General features: G+C 59.5%; 16 protein-coding genes and 1 pseudogene. 9 read left to right on the top strand and 8 right to left on the bottom strand.

The window, feature by feature from the left end; translation table 11 throughout:
* Positions 1–44: 44 nt before the first annotated feature.
* From pip to infB, 6 genes are all read left to right on the top strand, one after another.
* Entirely contained in the window at positions 45–1,037 is a 993-nt protein-coding gene (gene pip, locus Q7V03_RS02155; protein ID WP_304923966.1) for a prolyl aminopeptidase, read from the top strand.
* Between the two features lie 72 nt (positions 1,038–1,109).
* The gene (locus Q7V03_RS02150) at positions 1,110–1,463 is read left to right on the top strand and encodes a cupin domain-containing protein (RefSeq protein ID WP_304923965.1); all 354 of its coding nucleotides are present in this window, start codon (positions 1,110–1,112) and stop codon (positions 1,461–1,463) included.
* A 136-nt stretch (positions 1,464–1,599) separates the two neighbouring features.
* A complete protein-coding gene (rimP, locus tag Q7V03_RS02145) occupies positions 1,600–2,205 on the top strand; it encodes a ribosome maturation factor RimP (protein WP_299506256.1) in 606 nt (201 codons plus the stop codon).
* A 14-nt stretch (positions 2,206–2,219) separates the two neighbouring features.
* The gene (gene nusA, locus Q7V03_RS02140; RefSeq protein ID WP_304923964.1) at positions 2,220–3,830 is read left to right on the top strand and encodes a transcription termination factor NusA; all 1,611 of its coding nucleotides are present in this window, start codon (positions 2,220–2,222) and stop codon (positions 3,828–3,830) included.
* A 22-nt stretch (positions 3,831–3,852) separates the two neighbouring features.
* Positions 3,853–4,488 (top strand): RNA-binding protein, encoded by a 636-nt coding sequence (locus Q7V03_RS02135; RefSeq protein WP_370651061.1) that lies wholly within the window; start codon positions 3,853–3,855, stop codon positions 4,486–4,488.
* Between the two features lie 5 nt (positions 4,489–4,493).
* Positions 4,494–7,103 (top strand): translation initiation factor IF-2, encoded by a 2,610-nt coding sequence (infB, locus tag Q7V03_RS02130; protein ID WP_304923963.1) that lies wholly within the window; start codon positions 4,494–4,496, stop codon positions 7,101–7,103.
* 84 nt (positions 7,104–7,187) lie between these two features.
* Here infB and Q7V03_RS02125 read toward each other — a convergent pair whose 3' ends face one another.
* The 4 genes from Q7V03_RS02125 to Q7V03_RS02110 all read right to left on the bottom strand — a co-directional run bounded on the left by Q7V03_RS02125 (position 7,188) and on the right by Q7V03_RS02110 (position 10,184).
* Positions 7,188–7,328 carry a hypothetical protein gene (locus Q7V03_RS02125; protein ID WP_304923962.1) on the bottom strand — a complete coding sequence of 47 codons (141 nt, stop codon included), beginning with the start codon at positions 7,326–7,328 and terminating at the stop codon, positions 7,188–7,190.
* Between the two features lie 112 nt (positions 7,329–7,440).
* Entirely contained in the window at positions 7,441–7,839 is a 399-nt protein-coding gene (locus Q7V03_RS02120; protein ID WP_304923961.1) for a (deoxy)nucleoside triphosphate pyrophosphohydrolase, read from the bottom strand.
* A 74-nt stretch (positions 7,840–7,913) separates the two neighbouring features.
* A complete protein-coding gene (gene argJ, locus Q7V03_RS02115; RefSeq protein ID WP_304923960.1) occupies positions 7,914–9,236 on the bottom strand; it encodes a bifunctional glutamate N-acetyltransferase/amino-acid acetyltransferase ArgJ in 1,323 nt (440 codons plus the stop codon).
* 99 nt (positions 9,237–9,335) lie between these two features.
* A complete protein-coding gene (locus tag Q7V03_RS02110; RefSeq protein WP_304923959.1) occupies positions 9,336–10,184 on the bottom strand; it encodes a peptidylprolyl isomerase in 849 nt (282 codons plus the stop codon).
* Between the two features lie 198 nt (positions 10,185–10,382).
* On the opposite strand from Q7V03_RS02110, the gene secA reads away from it, so the two are divergent.
* From secA to Q7V03_RS02095, 3 genes are all read left to right on the top strand, one after another.
* The gene (secA, locus tag Q7V03_RS02105; protein WP_304923958.1) at positions 10,383–13,094 is read left to right on the top strand and encodes a preprotein translocase subunit SecA; all 2,712 of its coding nucleotides are present in this window, start codon (positions 10,383–10,385) and stop codon (positions 13,092–13,094) included.
* 159 nt (positions 13,095–13,253) lie between these two features.
* On the top strand, positions 13,254–14,297 hold the full coding sequence (locus tag Q7V03_RS02100) for a hypothetical protein (protein WP_304923957.1): 1,044 nt from the start codon (positions 13,254–13,256) through the stop codon (positions 14,295–14,297).
* Between the two features lie 36 nt (positions 14,298–14,333).
* The gene (locus Q7V03_RS02095; RefSeq protein ID WP_304923956.1) at positions 14,334–15,857 is read left to right on the top strand and encodes a phosphate ABC transporter substrate-binding/OmpA family protein; all 1,524 of its coding nucleotides are present in this window, start codon (positions 14,334–14,336) and stop codon (positions 15,855–15,857) included.
* On the opposite strand, the pseudogene Q7V03_RS02090 reads toward Q7V03_RS02095, so the two are convergent.
* The 4 genes and pseudogenes from Q7V03_RS02090 to Q7V03_RS02075 all read right to left on the bottom strand — a co-directional run.
* Positions 15,835–15,996: pseudogene (locus Q7V03_RS02090) on the bottom strand (JAB domain-containing protein); the annotation flags it as partial. The gene Q7V03_RS02095 and the pseudogene Q7V03_RS02090 sit on opposite strands and share 23 nt — an antisense overlap.
* 180 nt (positions 15,997–16,176) lie before the next feature.
* The gene (locus tag Q7V03_RS02085) at positions 16,177–17,187 is read right to left on the bottom strand and encodes a tyrosine-type recombinase/integrase (RefSeq protein ID WP_304923955.1); all 1,011 of its coding nucleotides are present in this window, start codon (positions 17,185–17,187) and stop codon (positions 16,177–16,179) included.
* Complete coding sequence (locus Q7V03_RS02080) at positions 17,184–18,176, bottom strand: tyrosine-type recombinase/integrase (RefSeq protein WP_304923954.1); 993 nt, start codon at positions 18,174–18,176, stop codon at positions 17,184–17,186. Before Q7V03_RS02080 ends, Q7V03_RS02085 begins: the two co-directional genes overlap by 4 nt.
* On the bottom strand, positions 18,173–18,640 hold a 468-nt coding region (locus tag Q7V03_RS02075; protein WP_304923953.1), incomplete at its 5' end, for a tyrosine-type recombinase/integrase. The genes Q7V03_RS02080 and Q7V03_RS02075, both read right to left, overlap by 4 nt.

The raw sequence follows: 18,640 nt of genomic DNA, 5'->3' as shown, positions 1-18,640 counted from the left end.
CCGGGCGGTGGTGGCGCAATCTGAACCGATTATATAGGATGAATATGGACCACAGATCAGGGCAAAAGCGCGCAGCAGAATATCTTTACCCGCCGGTCGATCCGTTCGATCAGCGGATGTTGGATGTGAGCGAGGGCCACCGGATTTATGTCGAGCAATGCGGGCGGCCTGATGGCATCTCGGTTCTGGTGCTGCATGGCGGGCCGGGGGGGGGCTGTAGCCCGGCGATGCGGCGGTATTTTGATCCGGCGATCTACCGTGTGATCCTGTTCGATCAGCGGGGTTGTGGAAGGTCACGGCCCCATGCTTCGGTTGAGGATAACACCACCTGGCATCTGGTCCGTGATATCGAGGTAATCCGCGCCGCGATGGGGGTGGAGCAGTTCATCCTGTTCGGCGGCAGTTGGGGCGCGACCTTAGCGCTGATCTATGCGATCTCGCATCCCGACAGGGTCAAGCATCTGGTCTTGCGGGGCGTATTTCTGGCCACGCGGGCCGAGTTGGACTGGTTCTACGGCGGTGGGGCGGGGGCGTTTTATCCCGATCTTTGGGCGCGGTTTGTGGCGCTGATTCCACCTGAAGAGCGGGATGATCTGATCGCCGCCTATCATCGGCGGCTGTTCGGGGGCGATTTGGTTCAGGAAACCCAAGCCGCGCGGATCTGGGCGGGGTGGGAGAATGCGCTGGCTTCCGTATCATCCGAGGGGTTCATGGGGGGCGACGGCCCTGCAGATTATGCGCGGGCTTTCGCGCGGCTAGAGAACCATTATTTCGTCAACGCGGCCTTCTTGGAAACCGACGGCTGGATCCTGCAAAACCGGCACAAGATCGCCCATATCGGCGCGAATATTGTGCAGGGGCGGTTTGATATGATCTGCCCACCAGTGTCGGCCTCGAAACTGGCCGATGGCTGGGATAAAGCGCAGTTGAAGGTGGTGCCGATGGCGGGCCATGCGCTGTCAGAGCCGGGAATTTCCGAGGCTTTGGTTGCGGCGATGGATGCTTTGCGGGACCGATCCCAACTCGGGACAAAATAGAACCCCTACAAACAAAAGCCCTGACCTTGCCGCGTTAAAACACGTCTAACACTTCCCCCCAATGAGGCCGCTATGATCGACTTTTCAGCCTTCCTCGCGCTTGCCAACACCCCGCTGGACGCCTTCGCGCCCAAATCCACCAGTATTGAGGGCAACCAGCAGGAAGCCTCAATCGCGCTGTTCACTTCCGCCGATGGAAAGGTGGAAATCGGGGTGTGGGAATGCACGCCGGGCCGCTTTACCGCTGACCGTAGTGCGTCGTCGGAGTTTTGCCATTTCATCAGCGGCAAGCTTGAAATGACCCATGCCGATGGCAGCAAAGCGCAGCTTGGTGCAGGCGACGCGATTGCCTTACCCTTGGGCTGGAAGGGCGAATGGCGGGTGATCGAGCAGGTGCGTAAGCTGTATGTGATCGTGCAGGGGTAGTTACAGTTACAGATGCAGCTTGCAAACCATGGGGGATCGGCCTATATCCCTGATAACAGCTGCATCAGGGTCCAAACCTGAAGCTACCGATCGTCACACGCGGGCCTGTTGGCCCGTTTTTTGTTTTTGGAACATCATGTCTGATCTGATTGCCAAAACCGCTATGGATCGCCGCTTGGCCGATATCGTCACTCCGGTGATCGAAGGGCTTGGCTTTGAACTGGTGCGGATTCGACTTATGGGCGGGGCGACCCGCACCTTGCAAATCATGGCCGACCGTCCTGATGGCGGGATTGAGGTGGATGATTGCGGCGAGATTTCCACTGCGGTTTCGGCTGTGCTGGACGTGGAAGACCCGATTGAAGAGAACTTCGTGCTCGAAGTGTCCTCGCCCGGCATCGACCGCCCGCTGACCCGTCTTAAGGATTTTGAGATGTGGAAGGGCTGGGAAACCCGCGTCGAGACCACCGAGCTGATCGACGGCCGCCGCCGCTTCAAAGGCACTTTGGCCGGAGTTGAGGGCGACGAAGTGCTGATCGAGATTGAAGAACCAACCGGAACTGTCACCATCGGTTTGCAGTTTGAATGGCTGGCTGATGCCAAGCTGATCCTGACCGACGAGCTGATCACCGAGATGCTGCGGCAGAGGAAAGCCAGCGGCGTGATCGACGAATCAGCCTTTGACGAGATTGAAACATCTGAGGGCGACGAAGAAGACGCTCCAGAACCCACCAAACACTAAGCGGGAGAATTCCGATGGCGATTACCTCTGCCAACCAGCTTGAGCTTTTGCAAACCGCCGAAGCGGTGGCACGCGAAAAGATGATCGAGCCCGAGCTGGTCATTCAGGCGATGGAAGACAGCCTCGCGCGTGCGGCCAAGTCGCGCTACGGCGCGGATATGGACATCCGGGTGAAGATCGACCGCAAGACCGGCCGCGCCACCTTTGCGCGTATTCGGACGGTGGTTGAGGATGATGGCGTCGAGAATCACCACGCTCAGTTGACGGTGAAGCAAGCGAAAGACCACCTGAAAGACCCGGTTGTGGGTGATGAGATCATCGACGAAGTGCCGCCGGTTGATCTGGGCCGGATCGCGGCGCAGTCGGCCAAGCAAGTGATCTTGCAAAAGGTCCGTGAGGCCGAGCGCGACCGTCAGTACGAAGAATTCAAAGACCGCAAGGGCACGATCATCAACGGTCAGGTCAAGCGCGAAGAATACGGCAATATCATCGTCGATATTGGCCGGGGCGAAGCGATTCTGCGCCGCAACGAGAAGATCGGGCGCGAGTCGTATCGCCCGAATGATCGGATTCGCTGCTACATCAAGGACGTGCGCCGCGAAGCGCGCGGTCCGCAGGTGTTCCTAAGCCGGACCGACCCGCAGTTCATGGCAGAACTGTTCAAGATGGAAGTGCCAGAGATTTACGACGGCATCATCGAGATCAAAGCTGTGGCGCGGGATCCGGGTTCACGGGCGAAGATCGCTGTGATCAGCTATGACAACTCGATTGATCCGGTCGGCGCTTGCGTCGGTATGCGCGGCAGCCGGGTTCAGGCGGTTGTGAACGAATTGCAGGGCGAGAAGATCGACATCATTCCGTGGAACGCCGATCAGGCGACCTTCCTGGTGAATGCGTTGCAGCCAGCGGAAGTCTCGAAAGTTGTGATCGACGATGATGCGGGCAAGATCGAAGTTGTGGTGCCAGATGAGCAACTGTCTTTGGCGATTGGTCGCCGGGGGCAGAACGTGCGTCTGGCCAGCCAGTTGACCGGCTTGGACATTGATATCGTGACCGAATCCGACGAATCCGCGCGTCGTCAGGCTGAATTCGCTGAACGCACCAAGCTGTTCATGGAATCGTTGGATATCGACGAGATGATGGCTCAACTGTTGGTGTCCGAAGGCTTCGCCAATCTGGAAGAAGTCGCTTACGTCGAGACGGACGAGCTCCTGTCGATTGACGGCTTTGATGAAGGCACTGCGGGCGAGTTGCAGACCCGTGCGCGCGAATACCTCGAAGCGATTAACACCAAGGCAATGGAAGCCGCACGTGCGTTGGGCGTGGAAGACAGCCTGGTTGAATTTGAGGGGCTTACTCCGCAAATGCTGGAAGCGCTTGCGAACGACGGCATCAAGACACTGGAAGATTTTGCCACCTGCGCCGATTGGGAATTGGCGGGTGGCTGGACCACCGAGAAAGGTCAACGCAAGAAGGATGAGGGCGTTCTGGAGAAATTTGACGTTTCGCTGGAAGAGGCGCAGACTTTGGTGATGACCGCCCGGGTGATGCTGGGCTGGGTTGATCCGACTGAACTGGCCACGGCCACGGAAGAAGTCGACGAAGACGAGGAGGCCGAGGCCTGATTTAGGCCTCGGAGGGAAGCCCGTGACGCGCGGTGGCCGAGAAAATCTGCAAGACGACCCGGAACGCAAGTGCATTGCGACTGGGGAAGTTCAGCCGAAAGCGGGTCTGATCCGGTTTTGTCTGGGGCCAGAAGATCTGATCGTGCCGGATATTCTGGCGCGGTTGCCGGGTCGGGGGTTCTATGTCTCGGCCGACCGGGCGGCGATAGAAAAGGCGGCGAAGAAGGGTTTGTTCTCTCGCGCCGCGCGCCAGCCGGTCAAGCTGCCGGATGATCTGGCCGATCTGGTAGAAACGCTGCTGTTGCGGCGGGTGGTTGATCTGATCAGTCTGGCCCGCAAGGCCAGCGGGGCCGTGATGGGCTATGAGAAGGTCAAGGAATGGCTGCAAAAGGACAAGGTGCGGGTGCTTCTGCAAGCCGCCGACGGGTCCGAACGCGGCAAAACTAAGCTACGCGCGCCGGATGGCGAGGGGTCGTATATCGGCTTTTTGTCAGCGGAGGAATTGGGTTTGGCTTTCGGGCGCGAACGTGCGATACACGCCGCGCTTGGCGCTGGTGGACTCACGACGCGTGTTGTAGAGGAAGCGGCAAGGCTGGCTGGGTTGCGTGGGCAAACCGTTCAGCAGGATGGCGACGAGATCGCCTTGAAGGATACGTAGGACGCATGAGCGATACAGACGGCAAAAAACCCCTCGGCCTGGGTGGCGCACCTCGTTCCGGTCAGGTGAAGCAAAGCTTCTCCCATGGCCGCACGAAAAGCGTTGTGGTCGAGACGAAGCGCAAGCGCGTGGTCGTGCCGGTGGCTGCGGCCAAACCGGGCACGCCCGGAGCGGCTGCGCCTGGGTCTGCATCACATCTGGGCGATCCTTCCAAGCGCCCCGCTGGCATTTCCGATGCCGAAATGGAACGCCGTCTGGCGGCCTTGCGCGTGGCGAAAGCCCGCGAAGCCGAAGACAACGCGCGCCGGGCCGAGGACGACAAGGCGCGTGAAGAAGAACGCGCCCGCAAGCGCGAAGAAACCGAAACCAAAGAGCGCGAAGAGCGCGAGCGTTTGGCTGCGGCGAAAGCCAAGGCGGATGAAGAGGAACGCGTGCGCGTTGAAGCCGCGGCTGAGGCTGTGGCGAAAGCTGCGGCCCGCAAGGCCGATGTGCTTGGCACCTCGCGCCGCCAGCCTGCTGCGCCTGAAAAACCTGCCGGAGCTGCTGCACCGACAGCACGCGGCGAACGCGCTGATCGCAATGCGCCTGCTGCAGCGCCAACTGCGGCGGAAACTGCCGCGCGCGCTCCGATGGGGGCCAAGCCCGCATTGGCCGTCCGCAAGGTTGACCGGGATCGTGAAGAACGTGAGCGTAATGCCAAGGCCAAGACCGATGACGGTCGCCGCACAGGCAAGTTGACGCTGAATGATGCGCTGGCTGGCGAAAGTGGTCGTACCCGCTCGATGGCCGCGATGAAGCGCAAGCAAGAAAAGGCGCGTCAGAAAGCGCTGGGAATAGGCAAGCCCGAGAAGCAATTCCGCGACGTGCAGTTGCCGGAAACCATCACGGTGGCTGAACTGGCAAACCGGATGACCGAACGAGCGGCAGATGTTGTCAAAAGCCTGATGAAAATGGGCATGATGGTGACGATGAACGAAGCCATCGACGCTGACACTGCTGAACTTGTGATCGAAGAATTCGGCCACAAAGCAGTGCGTGTGTCGGATGCTGATGTGGAACAAGCGATTGAGCTGGTTGCGGATGCCGAAGGCACCCGGATCACCCGGCCGCCGATTGTCACCATCATGGGTCACGTTGACCACGGCAAAACCTCGCTGCTGGATGCGATCCGTAAGGCGAATGTGGTGTCGGGCGAAGCCGGTGGCATCACCCAGCACATCGGTGCCTATCAGGTGACGACCGAAAAGGGTCAGGTTCTGACCTTCCTCGACACACCCGGTCACGCCGCCTTTACCTCGATGCGGTCGCGCGGGGCACAGGTGACGGATATTGTGGTGTTGGTGGTTGCAGCGGATGACGCCGTGATGCCGCAAACGATTGAGGCGATTGCCCATGCGAAAGCGGCGAAAGTGCCGATGATCGTGGCGATCAACAAGGTCGACAAATACGGCGCCGACCCGACCAAGGTGCGCACCGGTCTGCTGCAACACGAGATCGTTGTGGAACAGATGTCGGGCGACGTGCAGGACGTGGAAGTTTCGGCCAAGACCGGCCAAGGCATTGACGAACTGCTGGAAGCCATTGCTTTGCAGGCCGAAATTCTGGAACTGCGCGCCAACCCGAACCGGGCTGCTGCGGGGGCCGTGATTGAAGCGAAACTTGACGTCGGTCGTGGTCCTATCGCGACGGTTCTGGTGCAGAACGGCACCCTGCGCAAAGGCGACATCTTTGTCGTCGGCGAGCAGTGGGGCAAAGTGCGCGCCTTGATCAACGACAAGGGCGAGCGGATTGATGAGGCTGGCCCCTCGGTTCCGGTTGAAGTGCTGGGCTTGTCGGGAACGCCATCGGCTGGTGACACACTGAACGTGGTGGAAACCGAAGCGCAGGCGCGGGAAATCGCGGATTACCGTTTGAAAACCGCCAAGGACAAACGCGCGGCTGCCGGGGCTGCAACCACGCTGGAACAGCTGATGGCGAAAGCCAAGGCGGATCAGTCGGTAGCTGAACTGCCGGTGCTGGTGAAGGCTGACGTGCAGGGTTCTGCCGAAGCCATCGTGCAAGCGCTTGAAAAGGTTGGCAACGAGGAAGTCCGTGTTCGCGTGCTGTCTTATGGCGTCGGTGCGATCACCGATACCGACGTGATGTTGGCGGAAGCCAGCAAATGTCCGATCATCGGGTTTAACGTCCGGGCAAATGCCTCGGCGCGGAACTCGGCGCATCAGAAGGGCGTGGAAATCCGCTATTACTCGATCATTTATGATCTGGTGGATGACATCAAGGCGGCGGCTTCGGGCTTGTTGAAGGCCGAGATTCGCGAAACCTTCATCGGTTATGCGACGATCAAAGAAGTGTTCAAGGTCACTGGCATTGGTCAAGTTGCGGGCTGCTTGGTGACCGAAGGCGTTGCGCGTCGTTCGGCGGGCGTGCGCTTGCTGCGCGATAACGTGGTGATCCATGAAGGCACGCTGAAGACGCTGAAGCGCTTCAAGGACGAGGTGAAGGAAGTCATCTCGGGTCAGGAATGTGGCATGGCGTTTGAACGTTACGACGATGTGCGCGCAGGCGATGTCATCGAGATCTTCGAGCGCGAAGAAATTCAGCGCACTTTGGCCTAGTCAAAGGTTCCCCAGAACTGGGGGGCTATCCCTAATAGAAAAGGCCGGGTAAACCCGGCCTTTTTCTTTATTCTGATGATGGATTTAAGTTGCTTTGGCGCGGGCGACCGGATAGCCGATGAAGGTCTTTTCATCAACCTTGACCATGATCTTGCCATCAGCCATCTGGCCAACCAGCAACCCCTGAATAGAAACACAACTTCCTACTGAAATCGTTCGCAGCATGTGCCAATCCCCCAATTAGCGTGTTCAACCAGAAGGCTAGCGGCGATTCGTTAAAATTCCCACTACAATTTTGCCATATTCATCGAAAACTGGCGGAATTTTTGGGCAAGTTCTAAAGCCAATCACGCAAGATAGGGATCAGCGGCAGATCGGCTGCGGGCATCGGGTAGTCGCGCAGATTTTGCGGCCGCACCCATGCCAGGTTTTGGCCTTCTTGCGGGGCGGCGATACCCTCCCAACGGCGACAGGCGAACAGCGGCATCAGCAAGTGGAACGTCTCGTAGCTGTGGCTGGCGAAGGTCAACGGCGCGAGGCAGCTTTTCCAGGTGTCGATGCCGAGTTCTTCTTTCAACTCGCGGATCAGGGCTGCTTCGGGGGTTTCACCGGGCTCTACTTTGCCGCCGGGAAACTCCCACAGGCCTGCGAGGGATTTGCCTTCGGGGCGTTGGGCCAAGAGGACGCGGCCTTCGGGGTCGATCAGGGCGACGGCGGAGACAAGCAGGGTTTTCATGGGGTCGCTCCGCTGAGACGAAGGAACCGGGGGCCAGCCCCCGGACCCCCGGAGTATTTATGCCAAGATGAAATTCAAGAGCGGTAGTCGGCGTTGATTTCGATGTAGCGGTTGGTCAGATCGCAAGTCCAGACCGAGCGTTTGGATTTGCCAAGGCCCATGTCTACCGCGATCACCAGATCAGATTGCAGCATGTAGGCGGCACCGTCTTCTTCTTTATAGTCCGGGTTGCGCCAGCCGTTTTCAGCGACAATGATATCGCCGAAGCGGATGTTTAGTTTATCGCGGTCGGCCTCGGCCCCCGATTTGCCGATGGCCGCGACGATGCGGCCCCAGTTTGGATCTTGGCCGGCGATGGCAGTTTTCACCAAGGGCGAGTTGGCGATGGCCATGGCGAGTTTGCGGGCGTCAGCGTTAGTGGCCGCCCCCGTAATGCGAACTTCGACGAATTTGGTGGCACCCTCGCCGTCGCGGATCACTTGATGGGCAAGGTCCATCATCACGCCGCGCAGGGCGGTCTCGAAGGCTTTCAGGTAGGTGCCTTTTAACTCGGCCGCTTCGGATTTGCCTGTGGCGGCCAACAGAAGGGTGTCAGAAGTCGAAGTGTCGCTGTCCACCGTGATGGCGTTGAAAGTGTCGTCGGTGTTGCGCGACAGCAGTTTTTGCAAGATCGTGGCGCTGATTTTGGCATCGGTGAAGATATAGACCAGCATCGTCGCCATATCTGGCGCGATCATGCCCGAGCCTTTAGCGATGCCTGCGATCTGGATCAACCCGCCGTCGCCTTGAACCGTAGCGGCGGCACCTTTCGGGAAAGTATCGGTGGTCATCATCGCATGGGCGGCCATTTCGACGGCGTCTTCGCGCAAGTTAGCAACGAGTTCAGCGGTTTTGTCGGTGATTTTGGCGTAGGGCAGCGGTTCGCCAATCACGCCCGTAGAGGAAGAAAACACGCGGGCAGCGGGGATGCCCAAAGCATCAGCCACGCCGATGGTGACGGCGGCAACGGCCTCGTCACCAACGCGGCCCGTGAAGGCGTTGGAGTTTCCGGAGTTCACCACAATGGCAGCACCCGAATCGGCCGGGACTTTCAGCGCCAGTTTGGCTTGGCAATCGCGCACGCAAGCCGAGCGGGTGGTGGAGCGGGTGAACACCCCGGCCATCACGGTGCCGGGGGCCAGGCGCACCAGCATCACGTCTTTACGATTCTGGTATTTGATGCCTGCCTCGACGGCGGCAAATTCGACGCCTGCGATCAGGGGCAGGCAGGGAAAGGCGGCGGGGGCGAGGGGCGAAACCAGTTTGGCTTTTTTAACCTTCACCTCGACGGCGGGCGTCGCGGCTTTCAGCTTGGCCTTCAAGGATTTGACCTTCGCCTTCAACTCTTTCTTCGCCATGCTGGCCCCCGTTTGCATATGTTGCATATCTGAAATCGGCGCGCAAACCGCCAAGGTCTGCGCGCCGATGTTTAGCGATTTAGCGCCTCTGCGTAACTGTTATTTATCCAGCAGCGTGGCATCGCCGAGAAATTTCGGATCGACAGCTTCACCGGGTTTTTCGATCTTGGCGGCCTCGGTCAGGATTTTGATGTGGTCCTCGACAACCGTTTGCTCGATGCCTTGAGCCAACTCGTCACGCATCTCATCCAGCGTCGGGTTTGCGGCGACACGGGTTTCGCTGACCAAGATCAGGTGCCAGCCGAAATCGGATTTGATCGGGCCCGTGACTTCGCCGACTTTGGCGACGACGACGGCATCTTCAAACGGCTTGACCATCGCACCCAGACCAAACCAGCCCAGATCACCGCCCTGCGCGCCTGACCCGGTGTCGGTGGAATTGGCTTTGGCGAGGTCGGCGAAAACCGCACCTTTCGCCAGTTCGGCCTTCAGCTCATTGGCCTTTTCTTCGCTGTCCACAAGGATGTGAGCGGCGTGATATTCAGTGGCGGGCTTGGAGTCTTTGAATTTATCGTCATAGGCTTTTTGCAGCGCTGCATCGCTGACGGCCGCTGTCACAACCGGCTTCAACGCGGCGTTCGACAGATAGCTGCGACGGTCATTTTCCAGTTGCAGCGTGTCTTTCGTGGTCAGCTTGTCGCCCATCGACTGTTCCAGCACGGTTTGCTGCACCAACTGGTCAAGGATGCCCTTAAACAGCACATCCGGCGGCAGGGATTTATACTGATCGGGCAGGCTTTCGCGCGCGACGATCATATTGCCCAAAGTGATATTGGTGCCGTTGACGGTGGCGATCACCGTATCGGCGGTCGGATCTTGCGCCAAAGCCGGGGCTGCAAGGGCGAGGGACAATGCCATCCCCGCCATAAACCGCATCGCTTTTGCCATCTCACACTCTCCTGATCGGTCCGCAACCCTGCGTGACGTTGACTATGCCGGGCCTTGCCCTTACATCGCACGGGTCGCGTGTGATGCGGGTTTGCCCAAGGTTTGCCGCCCTTCTAAGGAAGCTGGACGGGCCGGGCAAGTCAGAGCCTCACACGATATTGTCAATACCGGTGGTCGATACGACCGGGCGGAGAAAACATGCTGGGTCTTGGATCGCTTTCGCGGAAGATGTTTGGAACGCCGAATGACCGGATGGTCAAATCGGTGCGCCCCTTGGTGGCAAAGATTAGCGCGCTGGAGCCGGAATTTGCGGCACTGAGCGATGATCAGATCATAGCGAAAACCGCCGAGTTTCAGCGGCGGATTGCAGCGGGCGAAAGCCTTGACGCGCTGCTGCCTGAGGCATTCGCGAATTGCCGCGAGGCTGCCAAGCGGGCCTTGGGTCTGCGGGCGTTTGATGTGCAGCTGATGGGCGGGATTTTTCTGCACCAGGGCAATATCGCCGAGATGCGCACGGGTGAGGGTAAAACCTTGGTCGCGACTTTCCCGGCTTATCTGAACGCGCTTTCGGGCAAGGGCGTGCATGTGGTGACGGTGAATGATTACCTCGCCAAGCGCGATGCGGAATGGATGAGCAAGGTTTACGGCGCTTTGGGTCTGACCACCGGCGTTGTCTATCCCTATCAGGGTGAAGTTGAGAAGCGCGAGGCCTACCGCGCCGACATCACCTATGCGACCAACAACGAGTTGGGCTTTGACTATCTGCGCGACAATATGAAAGCCTCGCTGGAGGAGATGAACCAGCGCGGGCATAACTTTGCGATTGTCGATGAGGTGGATTCGATTCTGGTCGATGAGGCACGGACTCCGCTGATCATCTCGGGGCCAAGTCAAGACCGCAGCGATTTGTATCAGCTGGTGGATAAACTGATCCCGACGCTGAACGAGACGCATTACAAGCTGGATGAGAAAACCCGCAACGTCACCTATTCGGAAGACGGTAACGAGTTTATTGAGAACGCATTGCACGAGGCTGGGATTCTGCCCGCCGAGCAAAGCCTATACGAGCCTGAAAGCACCACCATCGTGCATCACGTCACGCAAGCGTTGCGGGCGCACAAGCTGTTCACCCGCGATCAGCAGTATATCGTGCGCGATGGCGAGGTGATGCTGATTGACGAATTCACCGGTCGGATGATGAAAGGCCGCCGCTTGTCGGATGGCTTGCATCAGGCGATTGAGGCGAAAGAAGGCGTGGCCATTCAACCGGAAAACGTCACTTTGGCTTCGGTGACCTTCCAAAATTACTTCCGTCTGTATGACAAGCTGGCAGGGATGACCGGGACGGCCAGCACCGAAGCTGACGAGTTCATGGAAATCTACAAACTGGGCGTGGTCGAAGTGCCGACCAACCGCGAGGTGAAGCGGAAAGACGAGCATGACGCCGTCTACCGCACCGCGCGTGAAAAGTTTGAAGGCGTGGTCAAGACCATTCAAGAAGCCCATGCGACCGGGCAGCCGATTTTGGTGGGCACCACATCGATTGATAAATCCGAGGCGCTTTCGGAAATGCTGAAGGCGGCGGGCATCCCGCATAACGTGTTGAACGCGCGCCAGCATGAACAGGAAGCGCAGATTGTGGCGGATGCGGGCAAGTTGAACGCCGTGACCATTGCCACCAACATGGCGGGCCGGGGCACCGACATCAAACTCGGCGGCAACGTCGAATTCAAAGTGATGGAAGCGATTGCCTCGGATCCATCTGTGCATCCCGATGAAGTGCGCGCGCGCATTGAAGCAGAACATGCCGATGAAGAAGAAGCGGTGAAAAAGGCCGGCGGTTTGTTCGTTCTGGCGACAGAGCGTCACGAATCACGCCGGATCGACAACCAGTTGCGTGGCCGCTCGGGCCGTCAGGGCGATCCGGGGCGTTCCAGCTTCTTTTTGTCGCTCGAAGACGATCTGATGCGGATTTTCGGCAGCGAACGTCTTGATGCCGTGCTGTCGAAGCTGGGCATGAAGGAAGGTGAGGCGATTGTTCACCCATGGGTCAACAAATCGCTGGAACGCGCGCAGGCCAAGGTGGAAGGCCGCAACTTTGATATCCGCAAGCAGTTGCTGAAGTTCGACGATGTTATGAACGACCAGCGCAAGGCGATCTTTGGTCAGCGTCTGGAAGTGATGCAGGCCGAGGATCTGGGCGAGATCGTCATGGATATGCGCCATCAGGTTGCCGAGGATCTGGTCGACCACTACATGCCGCCGAAAACCTATGCCGACCGTTGGGATAGCGCAGCGTTGCATGAGGCGCTGATCGAAAAGATGGGCCTCGATTTGCCGGTTGCGGCTTGGGCCGCCGAAGAAGGCACCAATCAGGAAGCCATCCGCGATCGGATCATCGCGGCCAGCGACACTTTGATGGGCGAAAAACTGGAGGCTTTCGGGCCGGACAGTATGCGCAACATCGAAAAGCAGCTGTTGCTGCAAAGCATTGACGCAAAATGGCGCGACCACTTGCTGCGCCTTGAACATCTGCGCTCGGTCGTGGGCTTCCGCGGCTATGCGCAGCGCGATCCGCTGAACGAGTATAAAACCGAAAGCTTCACGCTGTTCGAATCGATGCTGAACTCTCTGCGCCAAGACGTGACGCAGAAGCTGGCGCAGATTCGACCGATCAGCCAAGCCGAGCAAGAGGCCATGATGGCGCAGTTTATCGCGCAACAGCAGGCCGCACAGGCCGCTGATCGCGCGGCGGATCCGGTCGAAGTGGCAGCGCCTGCGACCGTTATGGCGGCGCTGGCGGGTTTTGTCGAAAGTGACCCGACGACTTGGGGCGATCCGGGGCGCAATGATCCTTGCCCCTGCGGTTCGGGTCAGCGCTTTAAGGCGTGCCACGGCAAACTGGTTTAATCTGCTTCTGGAATGCTGGTGCAGGGGAGGCTTTTGCCGCCCCTGCCCATTTATGGCCCGCGTTTTCGGAAACATTCCTTGATTGCGCCGCATCCCCGCCGCGTTTGAGGGGCAGAACCCCGCAAACGGATTTCGATGGAGCAACCGATGGCGGTGGATATGAAGCGCAGACTGGCCCGTGGCGTCGCCGTGATCGCGATTGCGCTTGGGGCCGGACAATTGGTGCAAAGCATGTCGGGCAAAGCGCCACAGCCGCACGCGGCTGAGAACCAGCCTGCCACCCTCCCCCAGGCCATCGAGCGGGTCGCCGCGACCGAGGTTGTCGAAAAGTCTGTCCCGATGGTGGCGCTGGAAGCCCCGGCAACGGCAAAACCTGCACTATCCAAAGCGGCCGCTCCGGTGATGGCCAGCGTGACGGCCCCTGCGGCAGAAATGCCCGCACCAAAGCCAATGCCCGCTGTCCTGGCTGAAACGACCCCGGCTGCACCCACGCCGATGGCTGAAATCACCGCCAAACCCGTGCGCGCCGATACCTGCCCGGTCTCGCTGGAACTTTCCAATGCAGACAACGCGTTGATCGCGGTGACGCTGGTCGCCCCCTGTCACGCCGATGAGCGGGTGGTGCTGAAACATGCGGGCCTGACCGTTACCGCGAAAACCACGCTGACCGGGGCTTTGTTCACCGATCTGCCCGCGCTGCTGCACGACGCTCAGGTTGAGGTGATGTTCAAGGACAACACCTCGGTTGCTGCTTCGATTGCTGTGCCAGAACTGGCCGGGATGCGCCGTTTTGCGGTGCAATGGCAGCAAGACGATGCCTTCCAACTGCACGGCTTCGAGGATGGCTCTGATTTCGGCGGGCCGGGGGATGTCTCGGCAGCCACGCCGCATCAACCGATTGTGGGTGCGCCCGCCAAGGGTGGTTTCCTGACCCTGTTGGGCGATACGACCACCGATCTGCCGATGCTGGCGCAGGTCTACACCTATCCCAAAGACAGCCAGATCAAGACCGAGATCGTGGTAGAAGCCGCTGTCACCGAGGCCACCTGTGGCCGCGAACTGCTGGGCCAAACGCTGCAAACCACCGCAGGCGCGGTGAAGGTGAGTGATATGTCGCTTGCCATGCCCGAATGTGATGCGGTGGGTGACTATCTGGTGTTGAAAAATCTTGTGCCGGACATGACTATCGCCTCCTCAAACTAAGGGTCACAGACTCAGGGTCAGGCAGGGCGATTTATGATGGGTTACTGGCGCGCGGCGATCATCGCCGCGCTTTTCCCGTGTTCGGTGGTGCCCACAGTGACTGTGGCGCAGGATGTCACCCTGACCTCACGCGATGGCGCGCTGAGCATTGCGGGTACGCTGCAAGGCTATGACGGCGAGTTTTTTCGCATCGCAAGCGCTTACGGCCCTCTGACCCTCGACGCCTCGGGGGTGATCTGTGATGGCCCGGCTTGCCCCGATCTGACCGCCCCGAAAGCGGTGATCCGGCTGGTGGGCGAGGCGGATGCGGGGGCGGCGCTGCTGCCGCCGCTGATCGCGGCTTTCGCGCAGTCACGCGGGCTGGTCTATACCGCCCCCACCACAGCGGGCGCGCCTGCGGTGCTGACCGACCCCGCGACGGCAAAAGTTCTGGCCGAGATTTCCTTCCGCCCGCTGCCGCCCGACCAAGCCCGGATCGAACTGAAAGCCGGGCGCGCCGAGTTGATGGTGGCCTCGGCGGTGGAGCCCGATCTGGGATCGAAGGCGATGGCGCTGGATGCACTGGTGCCGATTGTGGCCCCCGATAACCCGCTGCCGGGGATTTCGACGATTGATCTGGCGAAGGTTTTGGCCGGAGAGGTGAAGAATTGGGCACAGGTTGGCGGCCCAGATATGCCGTTGGTGCTGCATGGGCTGGCGGCGGACAGCGATCTGCAACGGGCTTTGTCGGCACGGTTGGGGCGCGATCCGGCGGCGAGCGTCACCCATGCCGATCTGCGTGCACTGGCGGGTGCAGTCGCCAAAGACCCTTGGGCCATCGCGCTGACCGGGCGGGCGTCGATTGGTGCGGCGCGGGCGCTGCCGCTGTCGGACAGTTGCGGTTTTCCCTTGTTGCCCAGCGCTTTGGCGGTGAAGGCCGGGGATTATCCGCTGACGCTGCCGGTGTTTCTGTTGACGCCGCGCCGCCGGCTTCCGCTGATGGCGCGCGAGTTCTTGGAGTTTCTGGCGCTGCCCACAGCCCAAGCGGCGATAGCCCGCGGCGGCTATATTGACCGCAGCCCCGAAAGCCAGCCGATGACGGCGGACGGATTGCGGCTGATCAACGCGATTCAGGGCGCGGGCGCGGAGACTACCTTGGCCGATCTGAAACGGCTGGTCGATCTGATGGACAGCGCGGATCGGTTGTCGCTAACCTTCCGATTTCAGGACGGTACCTCGGCGCTGGATGCGGCGAGCCAAGATAACCTGGAAGATTTGGCGCGATTGATCGAGATCGGGATGTTTCGTGACAAGGTGCTGATCTTGGCCGGGTTCTCGGATGGCTCGGGCGCGGCGAAGGTCAATCTCGATCTGTCGCAAGACCGTGCCGATGGTATTCTCGCGGCGCTGAAACAAGCCGCTGCGGTGCCCGAGGCGGCCTTGCCGAAGGTTGAGGCATTTGGCGAGGCGCTGCCGATGGCGTGCGATGAAACCGCCGCTGGTCGCCGCCTGAACCGCCGTGTGGAGGTTTGGTTGAAGCCGTCGTTCAAACCCGAGGCTACAGATACCCCGCCGCCCTAAAACTAAGCTCGCGACTTTTGCCGATGATCAGATGGTCATGCAAAGTGATGCCCAACACCAGTGCTGCCCCTTGCACTTGCAGGGTCATGCTGATGTCGGCTTGCGACGGGGTGGGGTCGCCTGAGGGGTGGTTATGCACATTTTGTGCCCCGTTTTCTTATGTGCCCCACGGTCAAGATCGGTAGCTCTTGCAATGGCTTCTGAGGCAAGGCTGGGCACATAACGGTGCATGTCTGCTGGTATCGGGTGTTTCTGGTTTTGGGCGAAGGATGATTGTCGAGACAGTGGGCGGCCAATCATGCCGCCCACTGTCATATCGCTACAGGGATGACAGCCACGCCAGCATGGCCGCGTCATCTCGCCATGCGGATTTTCGCGCTTTGCCACTAGCAACCGGCTCAAGCAGTTTCAGGGCTTCCGCCTTCATGCGTATGGTTATCTCGGCGTATCGATTGGTCGTCTCCAGATTGACATGCCCCAACCAGCCCCGAATGACGTTGACCTCCACCCCTGACTCGAGAAGATGGACCGCCGTTGTGTGCCGAAACACGTGGGGCGTGATGTGGGTGCGTGAGGCTTGTACGCCCGCCGCCTCCCAGAGTTTGGCGTAATGGCGAATACGCTTGTAGATGCCGAAACGGGTCATCCCGACGCCTGTGCCGCCGACGAACACAATGGTATCTGGCGAAAGAGCCGTGGTGCGTTCATCCAGCATGTCCTGCAACGCCTTGGCGGTCTGGCTCCAAAGAGGGCAGGTTCGCCACTTTGACCCTTTACCGAGCAGCCTGACCCGCGCCGGTGAGGCTAAATCGAGTTGGCCCACCTTCAGTTGCGCGACTTCTGAGACGCGCGCACCGGTGTTGTAGAGCAGCATGAGGAGCGCGCGGTCGCGCAGCGAAAGACGATCCTGGGCGGGGATGCAGGCAAAGAGCGCCTCGACCTCATCACGTGCCAGAAACTTCATCTCTGGACGCTGATGGCGCTTCATCGGTATGGCTGCAACCTTGGCGCTGACCGGCAACATCTCTGGTGCGGTCTGGCAGAGATACTCGAAGAAAACGTGCAGGGCCGTCAGGCGTTGGTTGCGCGTGCTGATGGCGTTACCGCGCTTGAGTTCCAGGTTGTTTAGGAATGCCTGCACAGCAGAGTAGTCCAAATGCTCGAACCCGAGGCCACTGACCCCGATCCGATTGGCATCGGCCACGAAGATCAGGAACAGGCGCAGGCTGTCTCGATAACTGCGGATCGTGCTGGATTGCAGGCCTTTGTGGCGCGGCAGATGCTCCAGAAAGTAATGGTGAACGGCGGCGGCAAGGTTCAGCTGTGTCATGCTTTGATTCCCCCGCATAGGGTTGGTGCGAAGGCCTCAAAGCGGTGATTGGCGGCACCAAGCAGGTCGTTCGTGATAGTCAGATAAACAGCGGTACTGCTCGGATTGAGATGCCCCAGAAATGTGGACAGATGATGAAGACGGTCGGCTGGTGCGATCCCTTGGCGGTACCAGTTCAGCAGGGTGCGCACGGCGAATGAATGGCGCAGGCCATGAACGTGTGGGCCGAAAACGCCAATCGGTATCGCAAGGGCGAGTTGGGGCAACAGATCATCACGGAACGTGTTGCGGATGCTGTTGGTGCTGATCGGTGTACGGCCATTCCAGGAAAACAAGTGATGGGCGCCTGAGCAGACGAACCCATTTTGCTCCCGTTGTGTCCGATAGGTGCGCAGCCTGACGGCCAGCTTGGGTCCAAAGGGCACAAGTCGGTCCTTGCCGAATTTGGTGTTGCGGATCTCCACCACGTCGCGCGTCAGGTCCACATCGCCCCATTGCAGATTAGCGACTTCCCCGACCCTTAGGCCAAGGCTGGCGAGCAAGGCAAAGATCATCTCATAGATGATGCCGCGCTGCGGCGCTCGCGCGTTGTCTGGCAATGCTGCTGCCAAAGTCAGCAGGCGCCGTATCGTCTCGTCAGAGAACAGGTAGGGCAGCTGTCGCGCTGTTTGCGGCTGAGCCTTGATCGTTACCGGTGAGGCACCTGGGATGTGTTGGCTGGCGATCCAGTCGAACAACCGTCGAACATCTCCGAGCAGATTGTTGTAGCTGCGCGGGTTGGTGCGTTTGCGGGAATCCAAGAAGTCCTGCAGGCACTGTGCGTCAATCGCCTCAATGCTTTCCACGCCGCGGATGTTGAGAAATCGGTCGAGCAGCCGAAGTTGGCGATCTTCGCAGGCGAACTTGCATCCCATGGCGCGTTTTACACGCAGGTATTGTTCGATCTGAGGGGCCAGAATGCTTTGAAAGCTGTCCCAAGGGGCGGTCATAGCACGTCCTCCCCTTGGGCAAGGACCATCTCTCGCAGCTTGTGCACCGCTACCTTGCCATAGACCAATGTGGATGCGGGGTGGCGATGACCGACGTAATCGCCAATGACTTTGAAGGGCAGGTCGGCTTCTACAAGGTGCTGAACGCAGGCATGGCGCAATGTGTGCGAGCCAGCACGTGCAACCTGAATGCCGATGCTGTGCATGCGGCCCGAAACCATGCATGACACACCCGTATGCGTCATAGGGGTATAGGGCGATCTTGCGGCCAAGAAGACTTGGCGATCAGCGATATCCGTGCGCCGAATGTGCAAATAGGCGATTATGGCTTCGCCGACGGTCGCCGACAGCGGATATCGGGTCGACTGGCCGCCTTTGCGCCTTGGGATACTGATCTGTTCATGCACCCAATCAATATCATCGAGGCACAGGGCCGCGATCTCTCTTGCACGCAATCCGTAGCT

It is taken from the genome of Cypionkella sp. (genome assembly GCF_030652235.1).
In the GTDB taxonomy this organism is placed as follows: Bacteria; Pseudomonadota; Alphaproteobacteria; order Rhodobacterales; family Rhodobacteraceae; genus Cypionkella.
Note: the sequence above shows the minus strand (reverse complement) of the source record. Positions and strands in the feature narration are given on the sequence as shown.